The following is a 22,226-nucleotide window of genomic DNA, read 5'->3' on the forward strand; positions in this document are numbered from 1 at the left end:
AGAACTATGATAATTTAAAAAGACACACGCACGCGCCTATTTGGAATTTTACCGGCCTTTTTATTGCCGCAATTTTAGCTTTCGTATTTGTTATTGCGTTTGCGCAAAACGAAAAAAAAATGACAGGATTCATATTAGCCCCGCAAAAAAATGACGTTTACGAGCTGAACTTAAAAGACGATGTATACACCTTGTATAAAATAAAAAAAATAGTAAGTGACACGATTTATTTTTGGCCCAGTAAATTTCAAACAGATCAGGCAAGCGGGCTAAGCGATATTGCCGATAAAGGCGACAAAGGATTTGATGAGTCGATAACTGTTGGTTTCCCAAAGGTAAAACTCCTTGAAATGCACAAAACAGGAGCTATTATAGCAGTTGACAGGAAATAAATAGACTGTTATTGTACACCGTGCGGAAAAATGGAACACTAAAGACGCAAGCCCGCCGTCCCGGGTTTAAAAATTGGTGCTGCCATATGCACCTAACCTGCAACATACTGCAGCTAATTCTCAACAAAATTGAACCAGCCCGGCAAAATAACAAACGGCGAAAAGCAGGATGTATGCATCCTGTCAAAAGGTAATTTTAAAGGCGTTGCTGTTTATAACAATATGCCATTATCCTGTATTATGTTGGGTTTGTAAAAATAAGGCGCCCGGGCAATCCTGTTTTATCAAATTTTCATCAAAAAAGCATTTAAATTATAATTTTATTACCATAATGGTATTTTGTTGTGATATTATTCAACTATATAGCCATATAATTGAAAATTAATAAAAAAAAGTGTTTAATATCACATCCGCTGTTGACCTGCGTCACGGCATTTGATTTCAGAAGCCTCAATTTTACATCGAAAAAATCAACCAACCCCCCATAGTTGATTCGATCAGCACAAACAACCGCCGCGCCATGCGGCATAAAAAATCAAACACAATGAAATCAACAAACGCAGAAAAATTAGTTCAGCAAATTGAAAGGATTCGCGAAGCTCAAAGGCAATACGCGTTATTTACACAGGAGCAGGTAGACGACATTTTCAGGAAGGCCGCTATCGCAGCAAATAACGCGCGGATACAACTGGCCAAACTCGCTGTCGAGGAAACAGGAATGGGCCAGGTTGAAGATAAAGTAATCAAAAATCATTTTGCATCGGAGAATATTTACAATCAATATAAAAATGAAAAAACTTGCGGCGTAATTGAGGTGGACGAAGCTTTTGGTATTGTAAAAATTGCCGAACCTATCGGTGTAATTGCAGCTATTGTACCTACTACCAATCCAACTTCAACCGCTATATTTAAGGCGCTGATCGCCTTAAAAACCCGTAACGGCATCATTTTTTCACCTCACCCCAGGGCTAAAAAATCAACCATCGCGGCAGCAAAAATTATTTTGGACGCTGCCGTACAAGCGGGCGCTCCGGCAAATATCATCGGCTGGATAGACGAGCCCACTGTGGAGCTTTCACAGATTGTAATGGCGGAAGCCGACCTGATCCTGGCCACAGGTGGTCCGGGTATGGTTAAAGCGGCTTACTCTTCAGGCAAACCGGCCATCGGCGTAGGCGCAGGCAATACCCCTGCCATTATTGATGAAACCGCGCACATCAAAATGGCTGTAAACTCCATATTGCTTTCTAAAACATTTGACAATGGCATGATCTGCGCTTCTGAACAGAGCGTAATTGTAATTGACAAAGTTTACGATGAAGTTAAACAGGAATTTTTAGACCGCGGCGCTTACATCTTAAACAAAGAAGAAACCAGCAAAGTGGGCGCAGTACTATTGATCAACGGCATCCTTAATTCCAATATCGTCGGACAGTCTGCATTTAAAATTGCGGCGCTTGCCGGGGTTACCGTTCCCGAAGAAACAAAAATATTGATCGGCGAAGTGGAATCAACCGAATTGGAAGAACCATTCTCTCATGAAAAACTGTCACCGGTATTGGCTATGTACAAGGCCCACACCTTTGAGTCAGCCCTGCACAAAGCGGTGCGTTTGGTAAAACTTGGCGGCTTCGGGCATACCTCCGTATTGTATACCGATGCTGTTAAGAGCCAGGAGCGCATCCAAAAATTCAGTGCCGCTATGAAAACCGGCCGTACCATCATCAATATGCCTTCATCACAAGGCGCTATCGGCGATATCTTCAACTTTAAATTATCACCTTCATTAACCCTGGGCTGCGGTAGCTGGGGCGGAAATTCAGTATCAGAAAACGTGGGCGTAAAACACTTATTAAATATTAAAACCGTAGCCAAAAGGCGCGAAAACATGTTATGGTTCAGGGTACCTGAAAAAATATACTTTAAATACGGATGCCTTCCGTTGGCTTTGCGGGAGTTAAAAGAACTTGGTAAAAAACGGGTATTTATTGTAACTGATAAAGTACTGGCAGCCATGGGCTTTACCGAACGTATCACCCACGTGCTGGATGAACTGGGGCTTGAACATACTGTATTCTCAGATGTGGACCCCGATCCTACCCTGCGCACCGCTAAAAAAGGCGCAGCTGAAATGATCGCTTTTCAACCGGACGCCATTATCGCCCTGGGCGGCGGTTCACCCATGGATGCAGCCAAGATCATGTGGGTTTTATACGAACATCCGCAGGAAAAATTTGAGGACCTTGCTATGCGCTTTATGGACATCCGCAAAAGGGTGTGCGCTTTCCCGGTTATGGGTCAAAAAGCCATGTTTGTAGCGGTGCCAACCTCTGCAGGCACAGGTTCAGAAGTTACACCGTTTGCGGTAATAACCGACGAGGAAACACAGATCAAATACCCGCTGGCCGATTATGAACTAACACCGGATATGGCCATTGTTGACGCAGAACTGATGATGAATATGCCGAAAGGCTTAACCTGCGCGTCAGGCATCGATGCTTTGACCCACTGCCTTGAGGCTTATGTATCAGTACTGGCATCTGAGTTTACCAATGGTTTGGCGCTTGAAGGCATCAGGCTGATATTTAAATACCTGCCTGATGCTTATAACGAAGGCACTACCAATATAAAAGCCCGCGAGAAAATGGCGCATGCTTCTGCTATGGCCGGTATGGCCTTTGCCAACGCGTTTTTGGGTGTTTGCCACTCCTGCGCGCACAAACTGGGGGCTATGCACCATGTACCGCACGGCATTGCCAATGCGATGCTGATTAACGAGGTGATCCGTTTTAACGCAGTTGATAACCCGCGCAAGCAGGCGTCATTCCCTCAATATAAATACCCTAACGCCAAGTGGAGATATGCAAGGATTGCAGATTATCTTAACCTGGGCGGGAATGATGAAAACGAGAAAGTAGAGTTACTGATGAAAGCCATTGACGGCCTGAAAGAGAAGATAGGCATCCCTACATCCATTAAAAACTTTGGTGTAAGCGAAACCGCCTTTTATTCAAGTTTGGACAGTATGTCTGAACAGGCATTTGACGACCAGTGCACAGGCGCCAACCCGCGGTACCCGTCAATTGCAGAGCTTAAACAGATCTACATCAAGGCTTATGAGGGCGAACAACCGGCAGTAGTTGTTGCCGAAGCGGAAAACCTTGAAGTTGTTATTTAAATCCTGAATTACTGTTGAGTTGATTAGTTGGGTGGCGTTAGCTTTAACGCCGCCCTTTTTTATGGAACACCGGGACCTGGCTTGAAAGTCTCAGGTCAGCAATAAACAGCGGCAATATTACTCCCTACCCGGCAATCTCATCAGGTTAACGTATTACCTATAAGAAAACCCCTTGCCCCATCGGGCATTGTCATTAGGTTAAGGGAAAATAAGAGGATTTAATATGGCATGATGTACCGGCAGGCAGGTTTTGAATGTCGAATTCCGAAGTGTCTTACTTCATTACCAGCCTGCCGGCAGGTTCAATGTTCGGCATTGGTTCGATATTAAAATCCTTAAATAAACGGCATTACCTTACCCGGTTACTTTGCGGTTCCTTTTAAAGCGGAGGTCTTTGGCGGAATCCTTCCGGGTAATTAGCATGGGCAGGCCCACGCCTGTGGCCAGTCCCATCAGGATAAACATTACTTTTAAGCCGTTATTGGTAGTTTCGGACATGATACGGGTATACGCGGTATTGTCAATCTTGCCGGCCAGGCTGATGAGGCCGATCATCATGCGATAGGCAAAAATACCCGGCACCATCGGGATCACTGCCGGAATGGCAAATATCGGCGGCGGGGCGTGTTTTTCATGTGCGAAAAATATGCTTATAAAGCCGATGAGCGTTGCGCCTGCAAATGAGGCTCCAATCACGTTGATCTCATAATGGAGCATGATGGCTTTGGTAAGTCCACCGAAGGCGCCCATTATAAATATGGGTGCCAGCGTGCGGGTAGGCACGTTAAACAGCACAGCGAAACCCATAGCGGCCAGTCCAAACCAGATTCCTTTTTCAAATATCAGTAACCACTCCATATTAAATATGTAAAATAGCCATCGAGGTTAGTAAACCCAATGCTATGGTGAAAGAAATGATAAAACCATTGATGCCCCTGATCAACCCGTTGTTGAGGTTGCCGTCGATCAGGTCAGAAAATGCATTGATCAAAGGCACGCCCGGAATCAGGAACAGTACCGAAGTGGCAAAGGCAGGTTCGTGTATTTTGGCAACGTCCAGCTTTATGAATCCGGCGGCGATCATTGAGGCCGTAAAAGCGGCAAAATAAATGCACAGGTAAGGGTTAAAGTTGAGTTTTGTAGTTTCCTGCCTGATAAAAAGGCCTATGGTTGACGCGATAAACACCACCCCCATTTCTAAAGGGCCGCCACCGGCCAGCCTGCAAAAGGCCGCACCGGCCAGCCCGGTAAGCACCAGCGTAACCAGGCGCGGATAGTGTGCCAGTTGTTTTACCCTGGCCAGTTCCTCTTTGATCTTGCCGATCCCCCAGTCTTCATTTACCACAAACCAGCTTAAACGGCTGATGCCCGAGATCATGGTAAAATTGACGTGGTGCGGGGGAGTGCGTTTTAAGCCGTTGAAGACACAATCATTGTCGCCATCGTACATATTAAGCAAAATGGTGCGCTGGCTGATGAGGATATAGGTATTGAAGGAAAAATTAGCCGAGATCCGTTCAACCGTCGTCCTAACCCGGCCGGTGCTGGCGCCCGATACCAATAGGTACATGGCAATCTCCAGCAGCGTGTCGCCAATATCCTTAATTTCCTGTTTTTCCAGATTTTCCGCCATAAATTCCGTTTGGCGGCAAAGGTAAAACACTGCAAGGCATAAAAAATGATATGCGACAAAATAATAAAAATATTGGTTGGGATATTTAGTTTGCCGGTCGGTGTAGTTAGAGACTGCACCGCCTGTTTTATTCGTACACAAAGGCTGCTAAAGCGGGGATTTTGTAGCGTGTGCAACACGTGCCCCCCTGCAACAAAGCGCTACAAAACTGTATATCAATATTTTAACTGCTGGCAAAATTTTGTCTAATTTTATTGATTTGTTAAATTGTTAAAAAACTGATAGTGAGCGTATTTCACAACGTCCAAGGTGTTAACCGTGGAAAAATGGAACGCTAAAATACTGAAAGCATGGCGTCCGGGGCTTAAAAAAACGATCTTCCGTTAAAATATCATTATCTTACGGTGATGAAATACCAATATACTTTCCGCCTCAAACCCCTGCTGTTGTTATTGATTTTTATTTGCCCGTTTTTGGCTGAAGGGCAAAACCTGCCTGTCCGGCTAAAATTTGAAGACGGACAGGTCAAAGGATATTTTAACAGCAAGGGTGGCGAAAGGCAATTTACCCTGGATGCCTTTTTGGCTTCAACAGATGGGGGCATTAAAACGCAATTGTTGTCGCAGGATAGTACGGGCATTATTACCAAAAAATACATCAGGTATTTTGATCATGCCTGCGAGATCACCAGTGTAGTAAAGAAAACGGCCTACGGGCTGCAATGGGATATTTACATTAAGGGGGACGGCAGCGACTGGACGGCGCCTGTGGAAACCAGCCTGCAATGGGCCGATGCCGGCGCCCTCCGGTTTTGGACCTCCTGGGCCGATAACCAACAACAGCCTGCTTCGGATAAATGGCAGGATCCGTTTTTGCCTGCCCCTTTCAACAACCTGGCCCTGGTGTACGGCGGCGAAAACCACCTTTCGCGGGAAGCCTTTGTAACCCCTATCGCCAGCAGTTTTTTAAAGAGCGACAACCTGGGGCTGAGTTTTATACAATCATTAAAGGACACGATCCTTGACCTTGAATTACATACGACGGCCGATGGGAAGATCGCCTACCGGCACCTTAACCACCGGATAGGCAACGGGCATACCGTCCATATTTGCCACCAGCTGGTGCTGCATGAAGCGGACTGGCGGGCGGGCATGGCCTGGATGATAGCCAGCTACCCGGCTTATTTTTTGCCGGGCGAGCCACTAGTGAACAAAATAGCCGGCTGCGGCGCCTATTCCTCGTATGAAGGCGAACTGGACACCGCCAAATACCGCGAAATGGGCTTTAGCCTGAACTGGAAAGCCTCGCTCGATTTTCCATACATGGGCCTTTTTATCCCCCCGGTAAAAAGTGATGATGAACTTTGGACAAAATACAGGCAACGGGGCGAAAAGGTGGGTGACGGCCTGGCCTCCATTAACCGGCTGAGCGCCTACTCAACCCATTTGGCGCAAATGGGCTTCAACACCATCAGCTATTTTAACGTAGCCGAATTTGGCAACGGGATGGTATACCCTTATAAAGGCAACCAGGTACGGGATAGTGATTTGTGGAAAAACCCGAACGACTTTGTTTATAATAAGCTGAAGCAGGCGTTGCTAAAGCCGGCGGGGGTTTTACCCGACTGGGACGAGCGGCCGCTTTTCTCCAACTGGGAGGATTGCGTGGTGCTTGACCCGGGCGACACTGCCTACCGGGCTTTTTTGCTGGAACAGGCACGGCTGCATATTGCTAAGATCCCCTCCTCCTCAGGCATTTGTATTGATCGTATGGACTGGCAGCGTTTTTACAACAGCAATGCTGACGACGGGATCAGTATGGTGCAGCAGCAAAAAACGCGGGCAATGGTAACCTCATGGAAGGAAATAATGGGGCAACTGGGTCCCGTGATGCACGCGGCGCATAAAGTTATATTTTGCAACCCGCTTGACAGGCGGATTGACCTGATGGAACAGGTTGACGGTATTTATGATGAGTTTGGTTACCTGCCATCAAGCCTTAACCTTTGCGCGCAGATGGCGCTGCTAAAACCTATCATCGCCTGGACGGCATCAAAAGAAAACCTGGCGCCAGATCCCGACGCCTATTTTCAACGCCACCTGTACCTGGGCGCATTCTTAACGGTTCCCTACCCCGGCAACGACCATTGCATTACGCCCGACGCCGCTGCAGAGCGGTATTATACAGATTATGGCAGGCTGTTGCAAGCCATAAAAGGCCGCGAATGGGTGATGTACGCCCATGTGGTGGATGTAGAAAACGGAACAGCAAAGGCCAATATATTTAAGGCTAAGGGTAAAATTATTGTACCGGTAGTGTTAGGCGGCAGCAGCGCACAGGCTTCGGTGATCGTCAGGTTACCATTTGCTGCGCTGGGAAAACAAAACCTTGTGATAAAAGTGCTGTATCCCGGCGAAAAGGATTGGCATACCATCAAAACTATAAAATTTGCGAAGGAGATCAGGCTGGCTGTCCCCTTAAAAAGAGGCTGCGCACTGGTTAGCATAGGCTAACAAACCAGTTGTAACCGGCCATCTTTTTTTCGCCTCCTGTAACATCGTTTGATAGCTTAACTTGCATAGCGTGCAGGCAACGCATCAAACTAAAGAAAATTATATAAAATAATAAATTATAATACACTGGTTTAAAGCACTATAAAAAATATATAAAACTTATGTTACAACTATATGTAGTGTATGCAAACAAACAAGATGAAAAAAATAATTTTTACAGCAGTTTTAGCAATTAGTTGCCTGTCAATCAAATTTGCCGACGCCCAGGTGAGCGTTGGTGTAGGTTTAAACATTAGCAGTCAGCCCGATTGGGGGCCAACCGGATATAATAACGCGGGCTATTATTATATCCCGGATATTGGCGCTTATTATGATGTAAACGCGCATGAATATATTTACATGGAACACAATGCATGGGTTCACCGTGGTTATTTACCTCCAAGATACCGTAATTACAACCTGTATGGCGGATACAAAGTAGTAATTAACGACCGCGATCCGTGGTTACGTGATAACGATTACCGCGGCAGGTATGCTTCCTACAGGGGCCGTCATGACCAGGCGATGATCCGCAACAGCCGCGATGCAAGGTACAGAAACCACTGGATGGGTGTTAGAAACGAAAGAATGCGTAACCAGAATATCAGGGCGCGCCGTGAAAACATGAGGGAACGTAACATGAACCGCAGGGACCGCAATATGAACCAGAGAATGCGCCAGCAAAATCAAAGGATGCGCGAGGATAACCGCAGGGATAAACATGACGACAAACACTAAAAGCAAATAAGCATATTGTTAAAACAAAAGCAAATGGCCGGCCGAAATGACCGGCCATTTGCTTTTAGCCTTTTTTTTTTTACAACTATTGCATTTTTTATTTGATATAATGCCCAAACAAAAAAATACTGCAAAAACAAATACAATCTTAATGCTTTTTACCTTATTTGCAAATGCTCCAAATGTTCCGCGGGTAAAATTATTTCATGCAGGTTAACACAACAAAGGGATATACCGGTTGGGAACTATAGCAGAGCCGGTTTAGTCAATATTGATCAGCTGTTCATCAAGTCTACGGGAACCCTGTAATTAGCGCTCTCGTCGTTCCAGGCCATAGAGGTGATCCGCCAAAGGTCATCCACCTGGATAAACTGGATGTAGTTGACTCCCCTTGGCAGGTTATCAATTTCGTAATAGGCAAAACTATATTCGTAAACACTAACGCGCTGGGCCACCCGCCCAAATATCTCTGTTTTTGAATAAAGTTCACGCTGCATAAATTGAGTTAGCTGCCCGTCTTCAATAGAATCTTCTATTGACCGGGTGAATGATTCAACCGTGTAAGTGATGGGTTTGCCAAAACTGAGGTTAAAAAGTGCGCCATCTTCAAAAAACAAGTCCCTTACCGTATCCAGGTCAGGCATTTCACCGTCCATAAAGCTCAGGCTCTCGTAAAAATCTTCGGTTATGTAATCTATAGCTCTGTTATTCATGTATTCAATGCAATTTTTAGCCGATCCCAAAAGAAATGGACGCCAATATAAATAAATTGACCTTCAATGTTAACAGGATATTATATGATTTTGGATTTATTTTGCCGGATGTCGTCTGAATTACTTCAATCATTCCGGTTCTTGCATTCGGGTTAATCAAAAATCGATCTTTAAATTCATCAATGTTGGGTTTTTCATCACCTCATCCATATTAGTTACCAGGGTTACCCGTTTACGGTCGGCGGATACAATGGCCCTGGGATTGTTGATTTTTTTTATGGGTTTTGCAAAATTCAGCACCAGCTTATAAGGGGTCTCAATCAACATTGCTTTTGCCATAGCAAAGGCCGACTGTGTTTTCTTTAAAAATGTATTAAATTTCGCCCTGTCAATAATCCTGTAAAACTTATGGGGGCTTATTTCATACGAGTAATAATCTTCGCCGGCAATCAGTTGCTGGGCGTCAAAGCCACTGTTGGTTTTGGTATTGGTTGCAGCTTTTAACTGGCCATCCAAAGATATTTTTGACAGGTGCTTTAAATAATACTCCAGGTCGGCAGCATTTTTAGCGGCATGGTTGATCCCTACCCTCATGATACTTTTCTTAAGGTCCATTTTAACTGAAAGATTACTGCTTTTGGCCATATTAGCCTCATCAAAAGTCATTTTCTGTTGTGTACTATCCGGCAGTGCCGAATAAAAATTAAGGGTAGTATCTTTTACGAGGGAGAATTGAGGGGTTTGTTTTACCGAATCTGACATCAGGTTCATCAATACCGAAACTGCGCGGCCCATGTCAAAATTATACTGCACATTGCATGATCCGTCGGTTTTAAAATCGTAGCGCTCCTCGATGTCGAAACAAGAAGAAAAGCACAGCAATACGAAAAAGAGCAGGGGATAGTATATTTTTTTCATAAAGCAAATTTGAAGTAATAATAGTGAAAAATGGTGAAAGGTAAAAGAAGAAAATTAGTCCGGAAGTCGGAAAAGTCAGTAAAGTCCGAAAGAAAGCGCATTGCCTTTGGTAATGCAATTGTAAGTAAACCGCGTTTTGCCTCTATCCTTTCGCCTTTTACCTTAAAAAAAGGTAATTTTGCCACTTATTATGGCACATCAAATTCCGGAAGATGGTACACAGCTTCCTTTAATGGAAGAGTTTTACACGATACAGGGCGAGGGATTTCATACCGGCAAAGCTGCCTATTTTATACGCCTTGGCGGTTGCGATGTAGGCTGCCACTGGTGCGATGTTAAGGAAAGCTGGAATGCTGAGCTGCACGCGCTAACCTACGCCGACCAGATCGTTGAAAATGCATCTAAATACCCGTCAAAGGCGGTTGTTGTGACCGGCGGCGAGCCGCTGATCTATAACCTTGATTATTTAACCGCCGGCCTGCAGGGGCGTGGCATTAAAACTTTCATTGAAACCTCCGGCGCTTACCCCCTTTCGGGCCATTGGGACTGGATCTGCCTGTCGCCTAAAAAATTTAAAGCGCCAACCAAAAATGTGGCAGATCATGCTGACGAACTAAAAGTGATCATTTTCAACAAGTCGGATTTTGCTTTTGCTGAAGAAAACGCCAAACTGGTTTCGCCCGGTTGCAAACTGTACCTGCAGCCTGAATGGTCAAAATCCAAAGAAATGACGCCGCTGATCGTTGATTATGTGATGAATAACCCCCACTGGGAGATCTCCCTGCAAACACATAAATATTTGAATATCCCGTAGGTTAGTTGATTGAGTTGGATTGAGTTGATTAGGTTATAGCTGCTGTAAGCAGTTGGAATAGTTGTAAAACTATCCCATGACCAATGACAAATCTCCTTGATTCATATATTTAATGTAACTTAGAGATCAAAATACCGTATCAAAAGGAATGAGGTTTTTAACCATTACATTACTGATCTTTATTTTATCCGTTTTTTCTTCGTTTGCACAGGAAAGACAATACAGCACAACCAATAAGGAAGCGATAAAAGACTATGCATTGGCGAGCCAAAGCCTGGATGAAAACCTGTATAACGAGGCCCTGGAATTATTACAAAAAGCCTTACTGGCTGATAATAATTTTGTAGAGGCGCATGCGCAACTGGCTGATCTGTACAGGATGATGAGGAAACATGCGGAAGCCATTTCGGAATACCACAAAATAATAGCTTTAAACCCTGAATTCAACCGGTCTGTTTACCTGAAAGCCGGCGAGGAGGAAATTACTGTGGCCCTGTACCAGGACGCGCTAAACCATTTGGAAAAATACCTGACCTACCAAAATCTGACGACACAAAATAATGCCAGGGCGCTAAAGCTGCTGGCTGATTGCAAATTCAGCTTAGAAGCAGTGCAACACCCGGTGCCGTTTAAGCCTGTTAATATGGGCCCGGAAATAAACACAGCCGACGACGAATACATGCCCGTAGCTACAGCAGATGAAAGTATGCTGATATTTACGCGAAAAATTAACAACAACGAGGATTTTTATAAAAGTGTTAAAGTTGACGGTAAGTGGCAAACAGCTACCTACCTGAGCGACAGGATCAATACGCCGGAATACAATGAAGGGGCACAATCCATCACCCAGGATGGTAAGTTCCTGTTTTTTACAGGTTGCAACCGCCCGGATGGGCTTGGGCACTGCGACATTTATATCGCACAAAAAAAAGGCGACGATTGGGGCAAACCTTTTGACCTTAGTCCGCCCGTTAACACTTCTGGCTGGGAAGCACAACCCTCTGTCAGCGCCGACGGAAAAACATTGTTTTTTGTAAGTAACCGGAAGGGTGGTTACGGTGGCTATGATATCTGGAAATCTACCTTAACAGACAAAGGCTGGGGCGAGCCGCAAAACCTGGGCCCCAACATTAATACAGCCTATAATGAACAATCACCATTTATACACCCCGACGACAGTACCCTTTATTTCTCGTCGGACGGCTGGCCTGGCCTTGGCGGAAGGGATCTTTTTGTAAGCCGCCTCGGCAAGGACGGACAGTGGCAAAAGCCGGTAAATATGGGCTATCCTATTAATACCAGCGGCGATGAAAACGGCTTGACAATAACCGCCGAAGGTACCAACGCTTTTTTTTCATCAAATAATCTGGATGGATTTGGCGGGTATGACATTTATACTTTTGAGCTTCCGGAAAACCTGAGGCCAAACCTGGTAACTTATGTAAAAGGAAAAGTTAATGATGCCAAAGACCTGCGCCCGCTGGAAGCCGATGTTGAAATTATAGATCTGCAAAAAAACGAACCTGTATATGAAGATAATAGTGATGCTGCCAATGGCTCGTTTTTAGCCACGCTGAAATCAGGTAAAAACTATGGACTAAATATTTCCAAAAGCGGTTACCTTTTTTATTCACAAAATTTTTCACTGGTAGGGCACCAGGATAAAAACCCCTATCATATCGCCGTTTTATTGGAGCCCATTGAAATAGGCAACAAAGTAATTTTGAATAATATCTTTTTTGACACCAATAGCTTTGAGCTGAAAACAGAGTCGCTTTCTGAACTGGATAAATTAGTTGATTTTATGTCGCTGAATCCAACGTTAAAGATAGAAATATCCGGGCATACTGATAATGTGGGAAACGACCAGGCAAACCAGGTTCTATCAGAAAACAGGGCAAAATCTGTATATCAATACCTGGTAACTAATAAAGTTAATGCTGCCCGCCTGGTGTATAAAGGCTACGGTGAAACCCAGCCCATTGCCCCGAATACTACAGATGAAGGCCGCCAAAAAAACCGGAGAACAGAATTTAAAATCATTTCGAAATAGTCCGAAAACCGGCAATTATCGGATACGCATGCGTTGCGTATCCGATATTACTATTGTCAATATTTTAAGGATGTTTTAAAAAAATTCCGGAGACGTAAATGTTTCCTTCTTTTATAATCGGACCGGCTTTTTGTAACGTCCGTAACAAAGCATTTTTAGTGTAGAGGTGATTTAAACCTCCGCAACCTCTTTTACCAGCCTCCCATTCTTAAATGCTTTTCGCGGCTTTAGCCCCAGTAATTCAAACATTGCCATATCGGTATCAAAAGACGGATTTGGCGTTGTCAGCAGTTTTTCACCGGCAAAAATTGAGTTGGCGCCTGCCATAAAGCAAAAGGCTTGTTCAACCAAACTCATTTCAGTACGGCCGGCCGAAAGGCGCACCACTGTTTTCGGCATAATAATTCGCGTTGTGGCAATCATTCGTACCATGTCCCAAACAGAAACTCTTGGCTGATCAGCCAGGGGCGTTCCCTGCACAGGCACTAAGGCATTTATCGGTACCGATTCCGGGTGCCTGGGTAAATTGGATAAGGTTTTGAGCATGGATATGCGGTCTTCAACAGTTTCGCCAAGGCCGATAATGCCTCCGCTGCAAACGGTGATCTTTGCTTTACGTACATGTTCCAATGTTTTTAAACGATCGTCATAATTGCGGGTGGTGATAATACGTTTATAATCTTCTTCGGAAGTATCCAGGTTATGGTTATAAGCATACAAACCGGCATCAGCTAACCGTTGTGCCTGGCTTTCAGTAAGCATGCCCAACGTACAGCAAACTTCCATATCCAGCGCATTAACGGCCTGTACCATTTCAATCACTTTGTCAAAGTCGCGGTTATCGCGCACTTCACGCCAGGCGGCCCCCATGCATAACCGTGAAGCGCCGCCTGCTTTAGCTTTTTCGGCTGCCGCAATCACTTCGTCCTTTGGCATGATAGCGTGCACATCCACACCCGTATTGTAGCGGGCTGCCTGCGGGCAATAAGCACAATCTTCCGGGCATCCACCTGTTTTAATCGAGATCAGTGAGCTGATCTGCACTTCTGCATAATCCTTGTTTTCACGATGCACCGTTGCAGCCTCATAAACCAGGTCTAACAGCGGGCGGTGATAAATTTCAGCAATTTCTTCTTTTGTCCAATTGTATCGTACTTCGGTCATTCTATTTCTATGTAGGTATTTTTATATTTAATATTGAATTAATCAATGATGAATTAAATGATGATGGCTGTCTAACAATAATTTTGATGCAAACCACAATGGCAAAAAGAAACCGGCACAATCTGTAAACGTGGTAATAATGATAGACGAAGCGACGGCGGGATCGATGCCCACTCTTTTTAAAATTAATGGGATGGAAGCCCCGGTAAGGCCGGCTACAACGAGGTTACCCGTCATCGCCAAAAATAAAACCAGGCCAAGCATCGGGTCCGAGTCATAAAACCACGCTATAAAAAAAACGATCAGGCCATTTGCCGCCCCGTTTAGCAACCCAACCAAAAACTCTTTTAAAACTGCATTATATGATTGTTTGTCGGTAAGGTCATTTAAAGATATACGCCTTACGGTCACCGCCAGGGCCTGGGTAGCAGCGTTACCGCCCATACCGGCAATGATGGTCATATAAGCCGCAATTGGCGCGATCAAAGTTACCGTACTATCAAAATGCCGGATAACCGAAGCCGCCAGGTATGCAGTGGCCAGGTTGATGACCAACCACGGAAGCCTGCTTTTTACTGCATCTTTCCAGTTACCGCTCAACTCTTCATCTTCCGAAACCCCCGAAAACTTTAAAATATCTTCGGTGCTTTCCTGTTCCATTACGTCGATGATGTCATCAACGGTGACCCGCCCAAGCAGCTTCATATTATCGTCGACAACAGGTATCGTTGTTAAATTATACTGAGAGATCAACCCCGCAACATCTTCCTGGTCCATCTCGGCTTTTACAAAAACAAAATCTGTATTAACCAATTCGCGTACATGGGCATCGGCTTTTGCCTTCAGGATATTTTTGATGGATAATATTCCCTGCAAAATATCGTGATCATCGACAACGTAAACAGTGTAAAACTCCTCCATCTCTTCCGACTGCCGAATGATCTCATCTAACGCATCTTTCTTTTCAAGATTGATATTCACCTTTACAATTTCGGAGTTCATGATACCACCGGCAGTATCTTCGGGGTATTTCATCAGGGCGCGGATACTTTCCGCATCTTCTTCGTCCAGGTCCTCTAAAATCTCCTGCTGCTCATCTTCATCCAACTGGGAAATAATGTCAGTAGCATCGTCATAATCGAGCTCCTCAACTATTTCCTGCCTTTTTTCAGGATCGAGATTGATAAGCAACTCACCGGGACGGTGTTCTTCATCCATTTCCGAAATTACCTCCGAAGCAATGTCAGTGGGAAGAATATTTATGATACGTTCTTTAGCTTCCTGGGGAAGTCTTTCAAACAACAAGGCAATCTCCGAAGCATGATATTCCTTCAGAACACTCTCAAGTTCAGCATCATTACCTTGCAGCGCAGTTTCGATGCGCAGCAGGTCGGTTTTATCTATTTCAAATGATTGCATTTGCGACTAAAATACACTTTTCTAATCAATTTGAAGATTTGAAGATTCGTTAATTTGAAGATGAACAACAAAGAATTTTCAAATTTTCAAATTGCCAAATTTTCAAATTATTTCCGTTATCAAATCTTCAAATTGTCAAATTAAAAACATACTTTTGCGCGAATTTAACGGCGGCTTTTCGCTGCCTTAATAAAAACAATTAAAAATGGACGCAGGCCCGAGTTGTAGCTATCAGCATGATGTTAAAAATGCCCTCCCGCTTAAAATGGAAGGCAAACAGACGTGTATGGTATACGCCTACACCCTTCTGCTTTGTACTTCCGGCAGCTAAATCAAATATAGCTGGCTGGAAAGCACATGCCATTTATTTCTTTAAATCCCTGTCTTTTAATCAATTTATTTTCACCCATACCGGGTATTATCTGCATTGCGCCATCAGCGGCCCTGGCTGAATGTATACTCATTATAACAATCACCGGCAATAACTTAATATAATGTTAATGTTAAAAGTCAATAACACATTATATTATTGCAGGTAAAGCCTGTGATTGGGTAAAATATCAGAAAAATTGAATACTAATTGCGCTTAGCCTAAGTGCAGCTTTAACATGATGAGGGGGAGCTAATATGGCAACTGCTATAAAAGAAAAAATAAAAAAATACAGTTTCATTCAGCGAAACAAAAAAACCAATCCACAGGAATTTGATACTGCGTCAATAGCCAAACTAAAAAGCGTGGCTGTTTGTGCCAATGGAAAATCGCTCACCCTGCTGGAAAGCAGAATTACCGGACTTTCCGCAGAGGAGGTACATGACCGCCTGGAAGTGTTTGGATTAAACGAAATAGTAAACGAAAAGGCCCCGGCCTGGTACATTCAATTATTACAGGCTTTTATTGATCCGTTTATCGGCGTATTATTTATCCTGGCGGTGGTTTCGCTGATTACCGATGTGATCATCCAAAAGCCCGGCGAACGGGATTATACCACAGTAGCAGTGATCAGTACGATGGTGCTGATCAGCGTTTTGTTGCGTTTTGTACAAGAGTTCAGGAGCAATCAGGCAGCCGAAAAGCTAAAATCAATGGTAAAAACCACTGCTACAGTACTAAGAGCCGAAGGGAAAGAAGAAATAGACATCAAGGAATTAGTGCCGGGTGATATCATCCAGCTTTCTGCCGGGGATATGATTCCTTCGGATATACGTATTCTGCAATCAAAAGATTTATTTGTAAGCCAGTCGATGCTTACGGGTGAGGCTATCCCGGTTGAAAAAACAGGAGATGCCGTACCCGGCGCCGCAAAACAATCCCCACTGGAACTGAATAATGTTTGTTTTATGGGCACCAACGTGGTTAGTGGTACGGCCATAGCTACAGTAGTTAATACCGGCGAGGAAACTTATTTTGGTTCGCTATCAAAATCATTGGTGGGTAAACGGGCCGAAACAAGTTTTGATAAAGGCGTTAACAGCGTAAGCTACCTTCTCATCCGTTTTATGCTGGTGATGGTACCGCTGGTTTTTGTGATCAACGGTATTACCAAACACAATTGGCTGGAGGCTTTCCTGTTTGGTATTTCTATCGCCGTGGGTTTAACTCCGGCGATGCTGCCCATGATTGTTACCGCCAACCTGGCCAAAGGCGCTGTAAATATGTCGAAAAGAAAAGTTGTGGTGAAACGACTGAATGCTATCCAGAATATTGGCGCCATGGATATCCTGTGTACCGATAAAACGGGTACGCTCACCATGGACAAAATTGTTTTGGAAAGACACCTCAACGTTTACGGGTTTGAAGATAACGAAGTGATGAAATGGGCATACCTCAACAGCTTCCATCAAACCGGGCTTAAAAACCTGCTGGATGTGGCTGTTTTGGAGCACGTCGATATCCACTCCTGCTTAAAAGAAGGCGAGTCCTATGAAAAAATCGATGAGATCCCTTTTGATTTTCAGCGGAGGCGGATGTCAGTGATCCTTGAAGGGAAAAACCATAAACACCTGCTGATTTGCAAAGGCGCCGTAGAAGAAGTGCTCGATCTGTGTACACATGCCTTTGATCCCGGCGAGGATGACAGCCTGCAAATTGAAAAGGATGATGTGATCCCGATGGATGACAAAATGCGGAAAATTGTGCTGGAGAAAACACAACAACTGAACGAAGAGGGTCTGAGGGTACTTTTGGTTGCCGTAAAGGAATACGAGGAACGCCCGCTAAATTACAGCAAAGCTGATGAAAGCAATATGATCCTCACTGGCTTTATCGGCTTTTTAGATCCCGCAAAACCATCTGCCGGGCTGGCCATTAAAGCCCTGCATAAATTGGGGATAACTGTTAAAGTACTTACCGGGGACAATGAAATTGTCGCCAAAAAAATATGTAAGGACGTAGGCATCCCTTTTTCGCATATTTTATTGGGCCGCGACCTGGAAACCATGACCGACGAAGAACTTACCAGCCAGATTGATGATGTAAGTATCCTGGCAAAATTAAGCCCGATCCAAAAATCAAGGGTGGTAAAGGTATTGCAGGCAAAAGGCCATACAGTTGGTTTTATGGGCGATGGCATAAACGATGCGGCAGCCCTGCGGGATGCGGACGTCGGGATCTCAGTTGATACTGCCGTGGATATTGCAAAAGAAAGCGCCGATATTATTTTATTGGAAAAGGACCTGATGGTTTTGCGCAAAGGGGTTATTTATGGGCGCAGAACGTTTGGCAATATCATTAAATATATTAAAATGACGGCCAGCAGTAATTTTGGCAATATGTTTAGTATGCTGGGCGCCAGCGCCTTGCTGCCGTTTTTACCCATGCTGCCGATACAGATCCTGATTAATAATTTATTGTATGATATTTCCCAGATCTCGATACCATGGGATACGATGGATGACGACTATATCGTTACCCCGCGTAAATGGGATGCCAGCGGTATAGGCAAGTTTATGCTTTATGTAGGGCCCATCAGCTCGATATTTGATTACGCTACGTTTGCTGTTTTGTGGTTTGTATTTAAAGCTAATTCGCCGCAACACGCACAATTTTTCCAAACGGGCTGGTTTATTGAAAGTTTATTGTCGCAAACCCTTATTATTCACATGATCCGAACCCGCAAAATACCGTTTATACAAAGCAGGGCCACGTTTCCTGTTATAGCGCTAACAGCGGCTATTATGGCTATCGGGATTTATCTGCCGTTTTCGCCGCTGGCAGGTGCATTTAAACTGCAGGCAATGCCATTTTTATTTTTCCCGTTATTGGTGGCCATTTTATTAGGCTATTGCTTTTTAACGCAGCTGATAAAAGGCTGGTTTATCCGGAAATTTGACCAGTGGCTGTAATATTTATATAAATCAACATTATTTGATGGACTGATGGTTTCGATTTTTAATATGTTTGCATATTATGAAGATCGAAACCATCGCCATTCATGCAGGCAATCACGTTGATGCCTCCTCAAAAGCAGTAATTCAGCCCATTGTATTATCAACCACCTTCGAAAGGGCTGTAGACGGCACTTTCCCGGGCGGTCATATTTACAGCAGGGCCAGCAACCCTAATCGTGCGCTGCTTGAAAATCTGCTCGCAAAACTGGAGAGCGGTGCTGATGCGGCTTCATTTTCATCGGGTAATGCGGCAGGAATGTCGGTTTTCCAATCGCTGGAGCCGGGCACGCACATCATAGCGCCCGACGATATGTACCATGGCCTGCGCAACCAGCTTAAAAACCTGTTTGCCGGTATTTTGGAATTTGATTTTGTCGATATAAACAACAGCGATGTGCTACAGCAGCACATTATGCCGCATACCGGGCTGATCTGGATTGAAACCCCATCAAACCCTTTGCTCAAAATCACCGACATCAAAAAAGTGGTAAATATCGCAAAAACACATGGCATAAAAGTAGCTTGCGACAACACTTTTGCAACACCAGTGTGCCAGCGGCCTTTGGAATTGGGCGCCGATTTGGTGATGCACTCCTGCACCAAGTATTTTGGCGGCCACAGCGACCTGATGGGAGGCGCCCTTATCACCAAAGAAAAAAGTGATTGGTGGGCCAAAATCCGCCAGGTGCAGGAATATGGCGGCGCTATCCCCGCGCCCATGGATTGTTATATGCTGGTGCGCAGTATGAAAACACTACCCTATCGTATGCGTGGCCATGTACACAACGCGCAGTTACTGGCCGAATATTTGGAGAAACATCCAAAAGTTGAACAGGTGATGTATCCGGGTTTACCATCGCACCCGCAGCATGAAATTGCAAAAGCGCAAATGGATAGCTTTGGCGGGATGCTGTCATTCTGTTTAAATGGCGGCGAAGAAGAAGCCCGGCGCGTTATCAACAGCCTTAAAATATTTACAAGAGCCACCAGCCTGGGCGGCGTGGAAAGTTTAATTGAGCATAGGGCTACAATGGAGGGCCCTGATACCAAAACGCCATTCAATTTACTGAGGGTTTCGGTTGGGCTGGAGCACATTGATGATTTGGTGGCCGATATGGCGAAGGCGCTTGGGTAAAAGGTTTTTTTGACAATCTAATGCCTATTTTCTACTAAACTGTTTACTAAATCCCTAGCATTTTCTGTTATTACCAAATCAGCACTCATTGTTGGCACTACGGGTAACTCATGGAATATTATTCTTATCCTATTTTCCAGCCTATCTTTGTGTTCGATAAAACGATTTTTGTTCTGATAATAATATTCTATTGCCGACAACCTGGTAGCCGGGTTCTTACTATATAAAAGTAGATAATGTGGTCAAAAATGGTTGGTAAAATCATTGTAACTAACAGGCTATCAAATAAATACATTGAGTTAATTGAAAATGGTTTCAATTGACTTTTTTCGTTTATGAAAAGTGTTAAAAAAACGCGTGTTGGGCCTGCGGTAGCCTGACAGTTATTGGCTGGGGTAAACGCAATGACAGGCAGCGGTTTAAGTGCAAATCCTGCGGCATGATGTTTACCCGATCGAACTCCGGGGTCGCTTACAGCAATCAATTTATTTGGTTTGAGAAGTGGGTCAGCGAGCGGCAGGTTTATAAATACCTGGTTCGTGACAGTGGATTATCGCAAAGCAGCATACAGCGCTTGTTCCATTATTACCTGGAGCAGGCACCTGAAGTACGGATTAAAAGCAAGGTAAAGGCACACCTGCTGATTGATGCAACTTACTTTCCAAACGATCTTTGTCTTGTGCTTTACTACGATCATGATATCCGTTATACCCAGCTTTACCGGATGACTGATCAGGAGCGCTATGAACAAATGCAGGAGGATCTGGAGAATCTAAAGAAGCTTGGTGTTAATATAGCTAGTATCACCTGCGACGGGCACAAAGCACTATTAAAAGCTATCCGTAAAGTCTATCCAAATGTATTGATCCAGCGATGCCTGGTACACATTAAACGCCAAAGCCAAACCTGGCTTACAAAGAATCCTAAGGCTCCGGTTGCACAGCAACTGTTATACTTATCCAAACAAATCACTTATTTAAGGACCTATGAACAAAGCAATCAATGGCTGGCAGATATTTACCACTGGTATGAAAGAAGTAAGTTCTATGTTAATGAGAAAGCATTTAACCCGGATACCGGCAGATATTGGTACAGGCATAAGATGCTGCGTCAAACGGCAAGCCTGATTATTAAAGCGATACCCAATATGTTTCACTACCTGGATGATCCGCAAATTCCTTATACTACCAATCGCCTTGAATCATTCTTCGGACATCTGAAAGAAAAGCTCGACGTTCATCGCGGCCTGCGGCCAAAAGCCAAACGAAACTTCATCAAATGGTATCTGCATTTTAAGAATAACGGTAAATGAGTTTTCTTAGCCATTGGAGGAACCAGCCAATAAAAAAAGCCGGTCCGATGCTTCGGAGCGGCTCTGGCTTTATTCCTGTAAATCATATTGCTGACAAGTTGCCCTCCGGCAGCGCCTGTTTCCTCTTCTGATCTACAAGGCCTATTTAATACTTTTTCTGCAAATTATCACCAACCATTTTTGACCACATTACCTAAAAGTAACTCACATATTTGTGGTGTGATGCGTTTTTTTATTTTCAGATAATTAACTCGATTTTGAAGCGCTGAAATTGGGTCTCCGCCGTTGTCTCCATACATTATACCAGAATACGGTGTCATAAAAAACCGAATATCACCGTCCGCGAAAAATGCTCCTGAAAACCCATTAATGGGTTTGCTCATCTCTTTATACCCAAAGTACAAAGGTTCAGGTAAATGATCTTTATTAATATTAAATAGTTGACTATAAAATCTAGCATACCTAACTATTAATCTTGCATCCCCTGGCATTTGGGGATCAAGCTTAAAACTAACAACTTCGTTTTTATAATAAACAAACTGATAAAATACACTTACATAACCCTTTCCGTTGCTTCCACTTATTAAATAGTAATCGAATCCAAGTTTCTCTCGTTTGTTCCCCTGATACGATAATATTTGTGTTAATTTTAGAGGATTTTCTTTATAAATTTTCGCAAGATTTTGAATAAAAACAGAATCCTCTTTAACCCATTGCTTTTCTATGGGTTCTGATTGACCTTTCGTTTTTATTACAATGCAAAAAAGTATTATAGAAAGAATGGTTGAACGTACTTTCATAAAAAAGTTGAGGTGTGT

The 22,226-nt window shown here is 44.0% G+C and carries 16 protein-coding genes and 1 pseudogene; 10 read left to right on the forward strand and 7 right to left on the reverse strand.

Annotation, left to right across the window (positions count from 1 at the left end; translation table 11 throughout):
* Window positions 1-119: 119 nt before the first annotated feature.
* Window positions 120-392: a hypothetical protein gene (locus tag MgSA37_RS14380; protein WP_172885327.1), complete on the forward strand. Its 273-nt coding sequence runs from the start codon at window positions 120-122 to the stop codon at window positions 390-392.
* A 520-nt stretch (window positions 393-912) separates the two neighbouring features.
* Window positions 913-3,570 (forward strand): bifunctional acetaldehyde-CoA/alcohol dehydrogenase, encoded by a 2,658-nt coding sequence (adhE, locus tag MgSA37_RS14385; protein ID WP_096352850.1) that lies wholly within the window; start codon window positions 913-915, stop codon window positions 3,568-3,570.
* A gap of 354 nt (window positions 3,571-3,924) precedes the next feature.
* On the opposite strand, the gene MgSA37_RS14390 is transcribed toward adhE, so the two are convergent.
* Both MgSA37_RS14390 and MgSA37_RS14395 read right to left on the reverse strand, forming a co-directional pair.
* Window positions 3,925-4,428: a threonine/serine exporter family protein gene (locus MgSA37_RS14390; RefSeq protein WP_096352851.1), complete on the reverse strand. Its 504-nt coding sequence runs from the start codon at window positions 4,426-4,428 to the stop codon at window positions 3,925-3,927.
* A gap of 1 nt (window position 4,429) precedes the next feature.
* A complete protein-coding gene (locus MgSA37_RS14395) occupies window positions 4,430-5,203 on the reverse strand; it encodes a threonine/serine exporter family protein (RefSeq protein WP_096357499.1) in 774 nt (257 codons plus the stop codon).
* Between the two features lie 407 nt (window positions 5,204-5,610).
* Here MgSA37_RS14395 and MgSA37_RS14400 point away from each other — a divergent pair, with 407 nt between their 5' ends.
* Together MgSA37_RS14400 and MgSA37_RS14405 are read left to right on the forward strand one after the other, a co-directional pair.
* A complete protein-coding gene (locus tag MgSA37_RS14400; protein ID WP_096352853.1) occupies window positions 5,611-7,716 on the forward strand; it encodes a hypothetical protein in 2,106 nt (701 codons plus the stop codon).
* 198 nt (window positions 7,717-7,914) lie between these two features.
* The gene (locus MgSA37_RS14405; RefSeq protein WP_157750578.1) at window positions 7,915-8,493 is read left to right on the forward strand and encodes a hypothetical protein; all 579 of its coding nucleotides are present in this window, start codon (window positions 7,915-7,917) and stop codon (window positions 8,491-8,493) included.
* 275 nt (window positions 8,494-8,768) lie between these two features.
* On the opposite strand, the gene MgSA37_RS14410 is transcribed toward MgSA37_RS14405, so the two are convergent.
* Both MgSA37_RS14410 and MgSA37_RS14415 read right to left on the reverse strand, forming a co-directional pair.
* Window positions 8,769-9,206, reverse strand: coding sequence for a hypothetical protein (locus MgSA37_RS14410; protein WP_096352856.1), 438 nt, complete (start codon window positions 9,204-9,206; stop codon window positions 8,769-8,771).
* Between the two features lie 156 nt (window positions 9,207-9,362).
* Window positions 9,363-10,124 carry a hypothetical protein gene (locus MgSA37_RS14415; protein ID WP_096352857.1) on the reverse strand — a complete coding sequence of 254 codons (762 nt, stop codon included), beginning with the start codon at window positions 10,122-10,124 and terminating at the stop codon, window positions 9,363-9,365.
* 190 nt (window positions 10,125-10,314) lie between these two features.
* On the opposite strand from MgSA37_RS14415, the gene MgSA37_RS14425 reads away from it, so the two are divergent.
* Both MgSA37_RS14425 and MgSA37_RS14430 read left to right on the forward strand, forming a co-directional pair.
* Window positions 10,315-10,938, forward strand: coding sequence for a 7-carboxy-7-deazaguanine synthase QueE (locus MgSA37_RS14425; protein WP_096352860.1), 624 nt, complete (start codon window positions 10,315-10,317; stop codon window positions 10,936-10,938).
* Window positions 10,939-11,086: 148 nt separating this feature from the next.
* Window positions 11,087-12,991, forward strand: a complete 1,905-nt coding sequence (locus MgSA37_RS14430) for an OmpA family protein (protein ID WP_096352862.1) — start codon at window positions 11,087-11,089, stop codon at window positions 12,989-12,991.
* Window positions 12,992-13,162: 171 nt separating this feature from the next.
* On the opposite strand, the gene bioB is transcribed toward MgSA37_RS14430, so the two are convergent.
* Window positions 13,163-14,155 carry a biotin synthase BioB gene (gene bioB, locus MgSA37_RS14435; RefSeq protein ID WP_096352863.1) on the reverse strand — a complete coding sequence of 331 codons (993 nt, stop codon included), beginning with the start codon at window positions 14,153-14,155 and terminating at the stop codon, window positions 13,163-13,165.
* Between the two features lie 42 nt (window positions 14,156-14,197).
* Window positions 14,198-15,574 (reverse strand): magnesium transporter, encoded by a 1,377-nt coding sequence (gene mgtE, locus MgSA37_RS14440; RefSeq protein WP_096352865.1) that lies wholly within the window; start codon window positions 15,572-15,574, stop codon window positions 14,198-14,200.
* Window positions 15,575-15,822: 248 nt separating this feature from the next.
* Between mgtE and MgSA37_RS14445 the strand changes: the two genes are divergently transcribed.
* The 4 genes and pseudogenes from MgSA37_RS14445 to MgSA37_RS14460 form a co-directional block, all read left to right on the forward strand.
* On the forward strand, window positions 15,823-16,026 hold the full coding sequence (locus MgSA37_RS14445; RefSeq protein WP_157750579.1) for a hypothetical protein: 204 nt from the start codon (window positions 15,823-15,825) through the stop codon (window positions 16,024-16,026).
* A 175-nt stretch (window positions 16,027-16,201) separates the two neighbouring features.
* On the forward strand, window positions 16,202-18,916 hold the full coding sequence (mgtA, locus tag MgSA37_RS14450; RefSeq protein WP_096352868.1) for a magnesium-translocating P-type ATPase: 2,715 nt from the start codon (window positions 16,202-16,204) through the stop codon (window positions 18,914-18,916).
* Window positions 18,917-18,980: 64 nt separating this feature from the next.
* On the forward strand, window positions 18,981-20,096 hold the full coding sequence (locus MgSA37_RS14455; RefSeq protein WP_096352870.1) for a trans-sulfuration enzyme family protein: 1,116 nt from the start codon (window positions 18,981-18,983) through the stop codon (window positions 20,094-20,096).
* Window positions 20,097-20,466: 370 nt separating this feature from the next.
* Window positions 20,467-21,408: pseudogene (locus MgSA37_RS14460) on the forward strand (IS256 family transposase, variant Zn-binding type); the annotation flags it as partial.
* Between the two features lie 167 nt (window positions 21,409-21,575).
* Here the strand turns inward: MgSA37_RS14460 and MgSA37_RS14465 are convergent.
* Window positions 21,576-22,208, reverse strand: coding sequence for a hypothetical protein (locus MgSA37_RS14465; RefSeq protein WP_096352871.1), 633 nt, complete (start codon window positions 22,206-22,208; stop codon window positions 21,576-21,578).
* Between the last annotated feature and the right edge of the window lie 18 nt (window positions 22,209-22,226).

It is taken from the genome of Mucilaginibacter gotjawali, assembly GCF_002355435.1.
Classification (GTDB): Bacteria; Bacteroidota; Bacteroidia; order Sphingobacteriales; family Sphingobacteriaceae; genus Mucilaginibacter; species Mucilaginibacter gotjawali.

Excerpts from the sequence above, each read along its gene's own strand:
- MgSA37_RS14415 (WP_096352857.1), bottom strand. The coding sequence starts at position 10,124 with ATGAAAAAAATATACTATCCCCTGCTCTTTTTCGTATTGCTGTGCTTT.
- MgSA37_RS14445 (WP_157750579.1), top strand. The coding sequence starts at position 15,823 with ATGCCCTCCCGCTTAAAATGGAAGGCAAACAGACGTGTATGGTATACG.
- MgSA37_RS14405 (WP_157750578.1), top strand. The coding sequence starts at position 7,915 with ATGAAAAAAATAATTTTTACAGCAGTTTTAGCAATTAGTTGCCTGTCA.
- MgSA37_RS14465 (WP_096352871.1), bottom strand. The coding sequence starts at position 22,208 with ATGAAAGTACGTTCAACCATTCTTTCTATAATACTTTTTTGCATTGTA.
- mgtE (WP_096352865.1), bottom strand. The coding sequence starts at position 15,574 with ATGCAATCATTTGAAATAGATAAAACCGACCTGCTGCGCATCGAAACT.
- mgtA (WP_096352868.1), top strand. The coding sequence starts at position 16,202 with ATGGCAACTGCTATAAAAGAAAAAATAAAAAAATACAGTTTCATTCAG.
- MgSA37_RS14380 (WP_172885327.1), top strand. The coding sequence starts at position 120 with ATGACAGGATTCATATTAGCCCCGCAAAAAAATGACGTTTACGAGCTG.
- MgSA37_RS14400 (WP_096352853.1), top strand. The coding sequence starts at position 5,611 with ATGAAATACCAATATACTTTCCGCCTCAAACCCCTGCTGTTGTTATTG.
- MgSA37_RS14410 (WP_096352856.1), bottom strand. The coding sequence starts at position 9,206 with ATGAATAACAGAGCTATAGATTACATAACCGAAGATTTTTACGAGAGC.
- adhE (WP_096352850.1), top strand. The coding sequence starts at position 913 with ATGCGGCATAAAAAATCAAACACAATGAAATCAACAAACGCAGAAAAA.
- MgSA37_RS14390 (WP_096352851.1), bottom strand. The coding sequence starts at position 4,428 with ATGGAGTGGTTACTGATATTTGAAAAAGGAATCTGGTTTGGACTGGCC.
- bioB (WP_096352863.1), bottom strand. The coding sequence starts at position 14,155 with ATGACCGAAGTACGATACAATTGGACAAAAGAAGAAATTGCTGAAATT.
- MgSA37_RS14395 (WP_096357499.1), bottom strand. The coding sequence starts at position 5,203 with ATGGCGGAAAATCTGGAAAAACAGGAAATTAAGGATATTGGCGACACG.
- MgSA37_RS14425 (WP_096352860.1), top strand. The coding sequence starts at position 10,315 with ATGGCACATCAAATTCCGGAAGATGGTACACAGCTTCCTTTAATGGAA.
- MgSA37_RS14430 (WP_096352862.1), top strand. The coding sequence starts at position 11,087 with ATGAGGTTTTTAACCATTACATTACTGATCTTTATTTTATCCGTTTTT.
- MgSA37_RS14455 (WP_096352870.1), top strand. The coding sequence starts at position 18,981 with ATGAAGATCGAAACCATCGCCATTCATGCAGGCAATCACGTTGATGCC.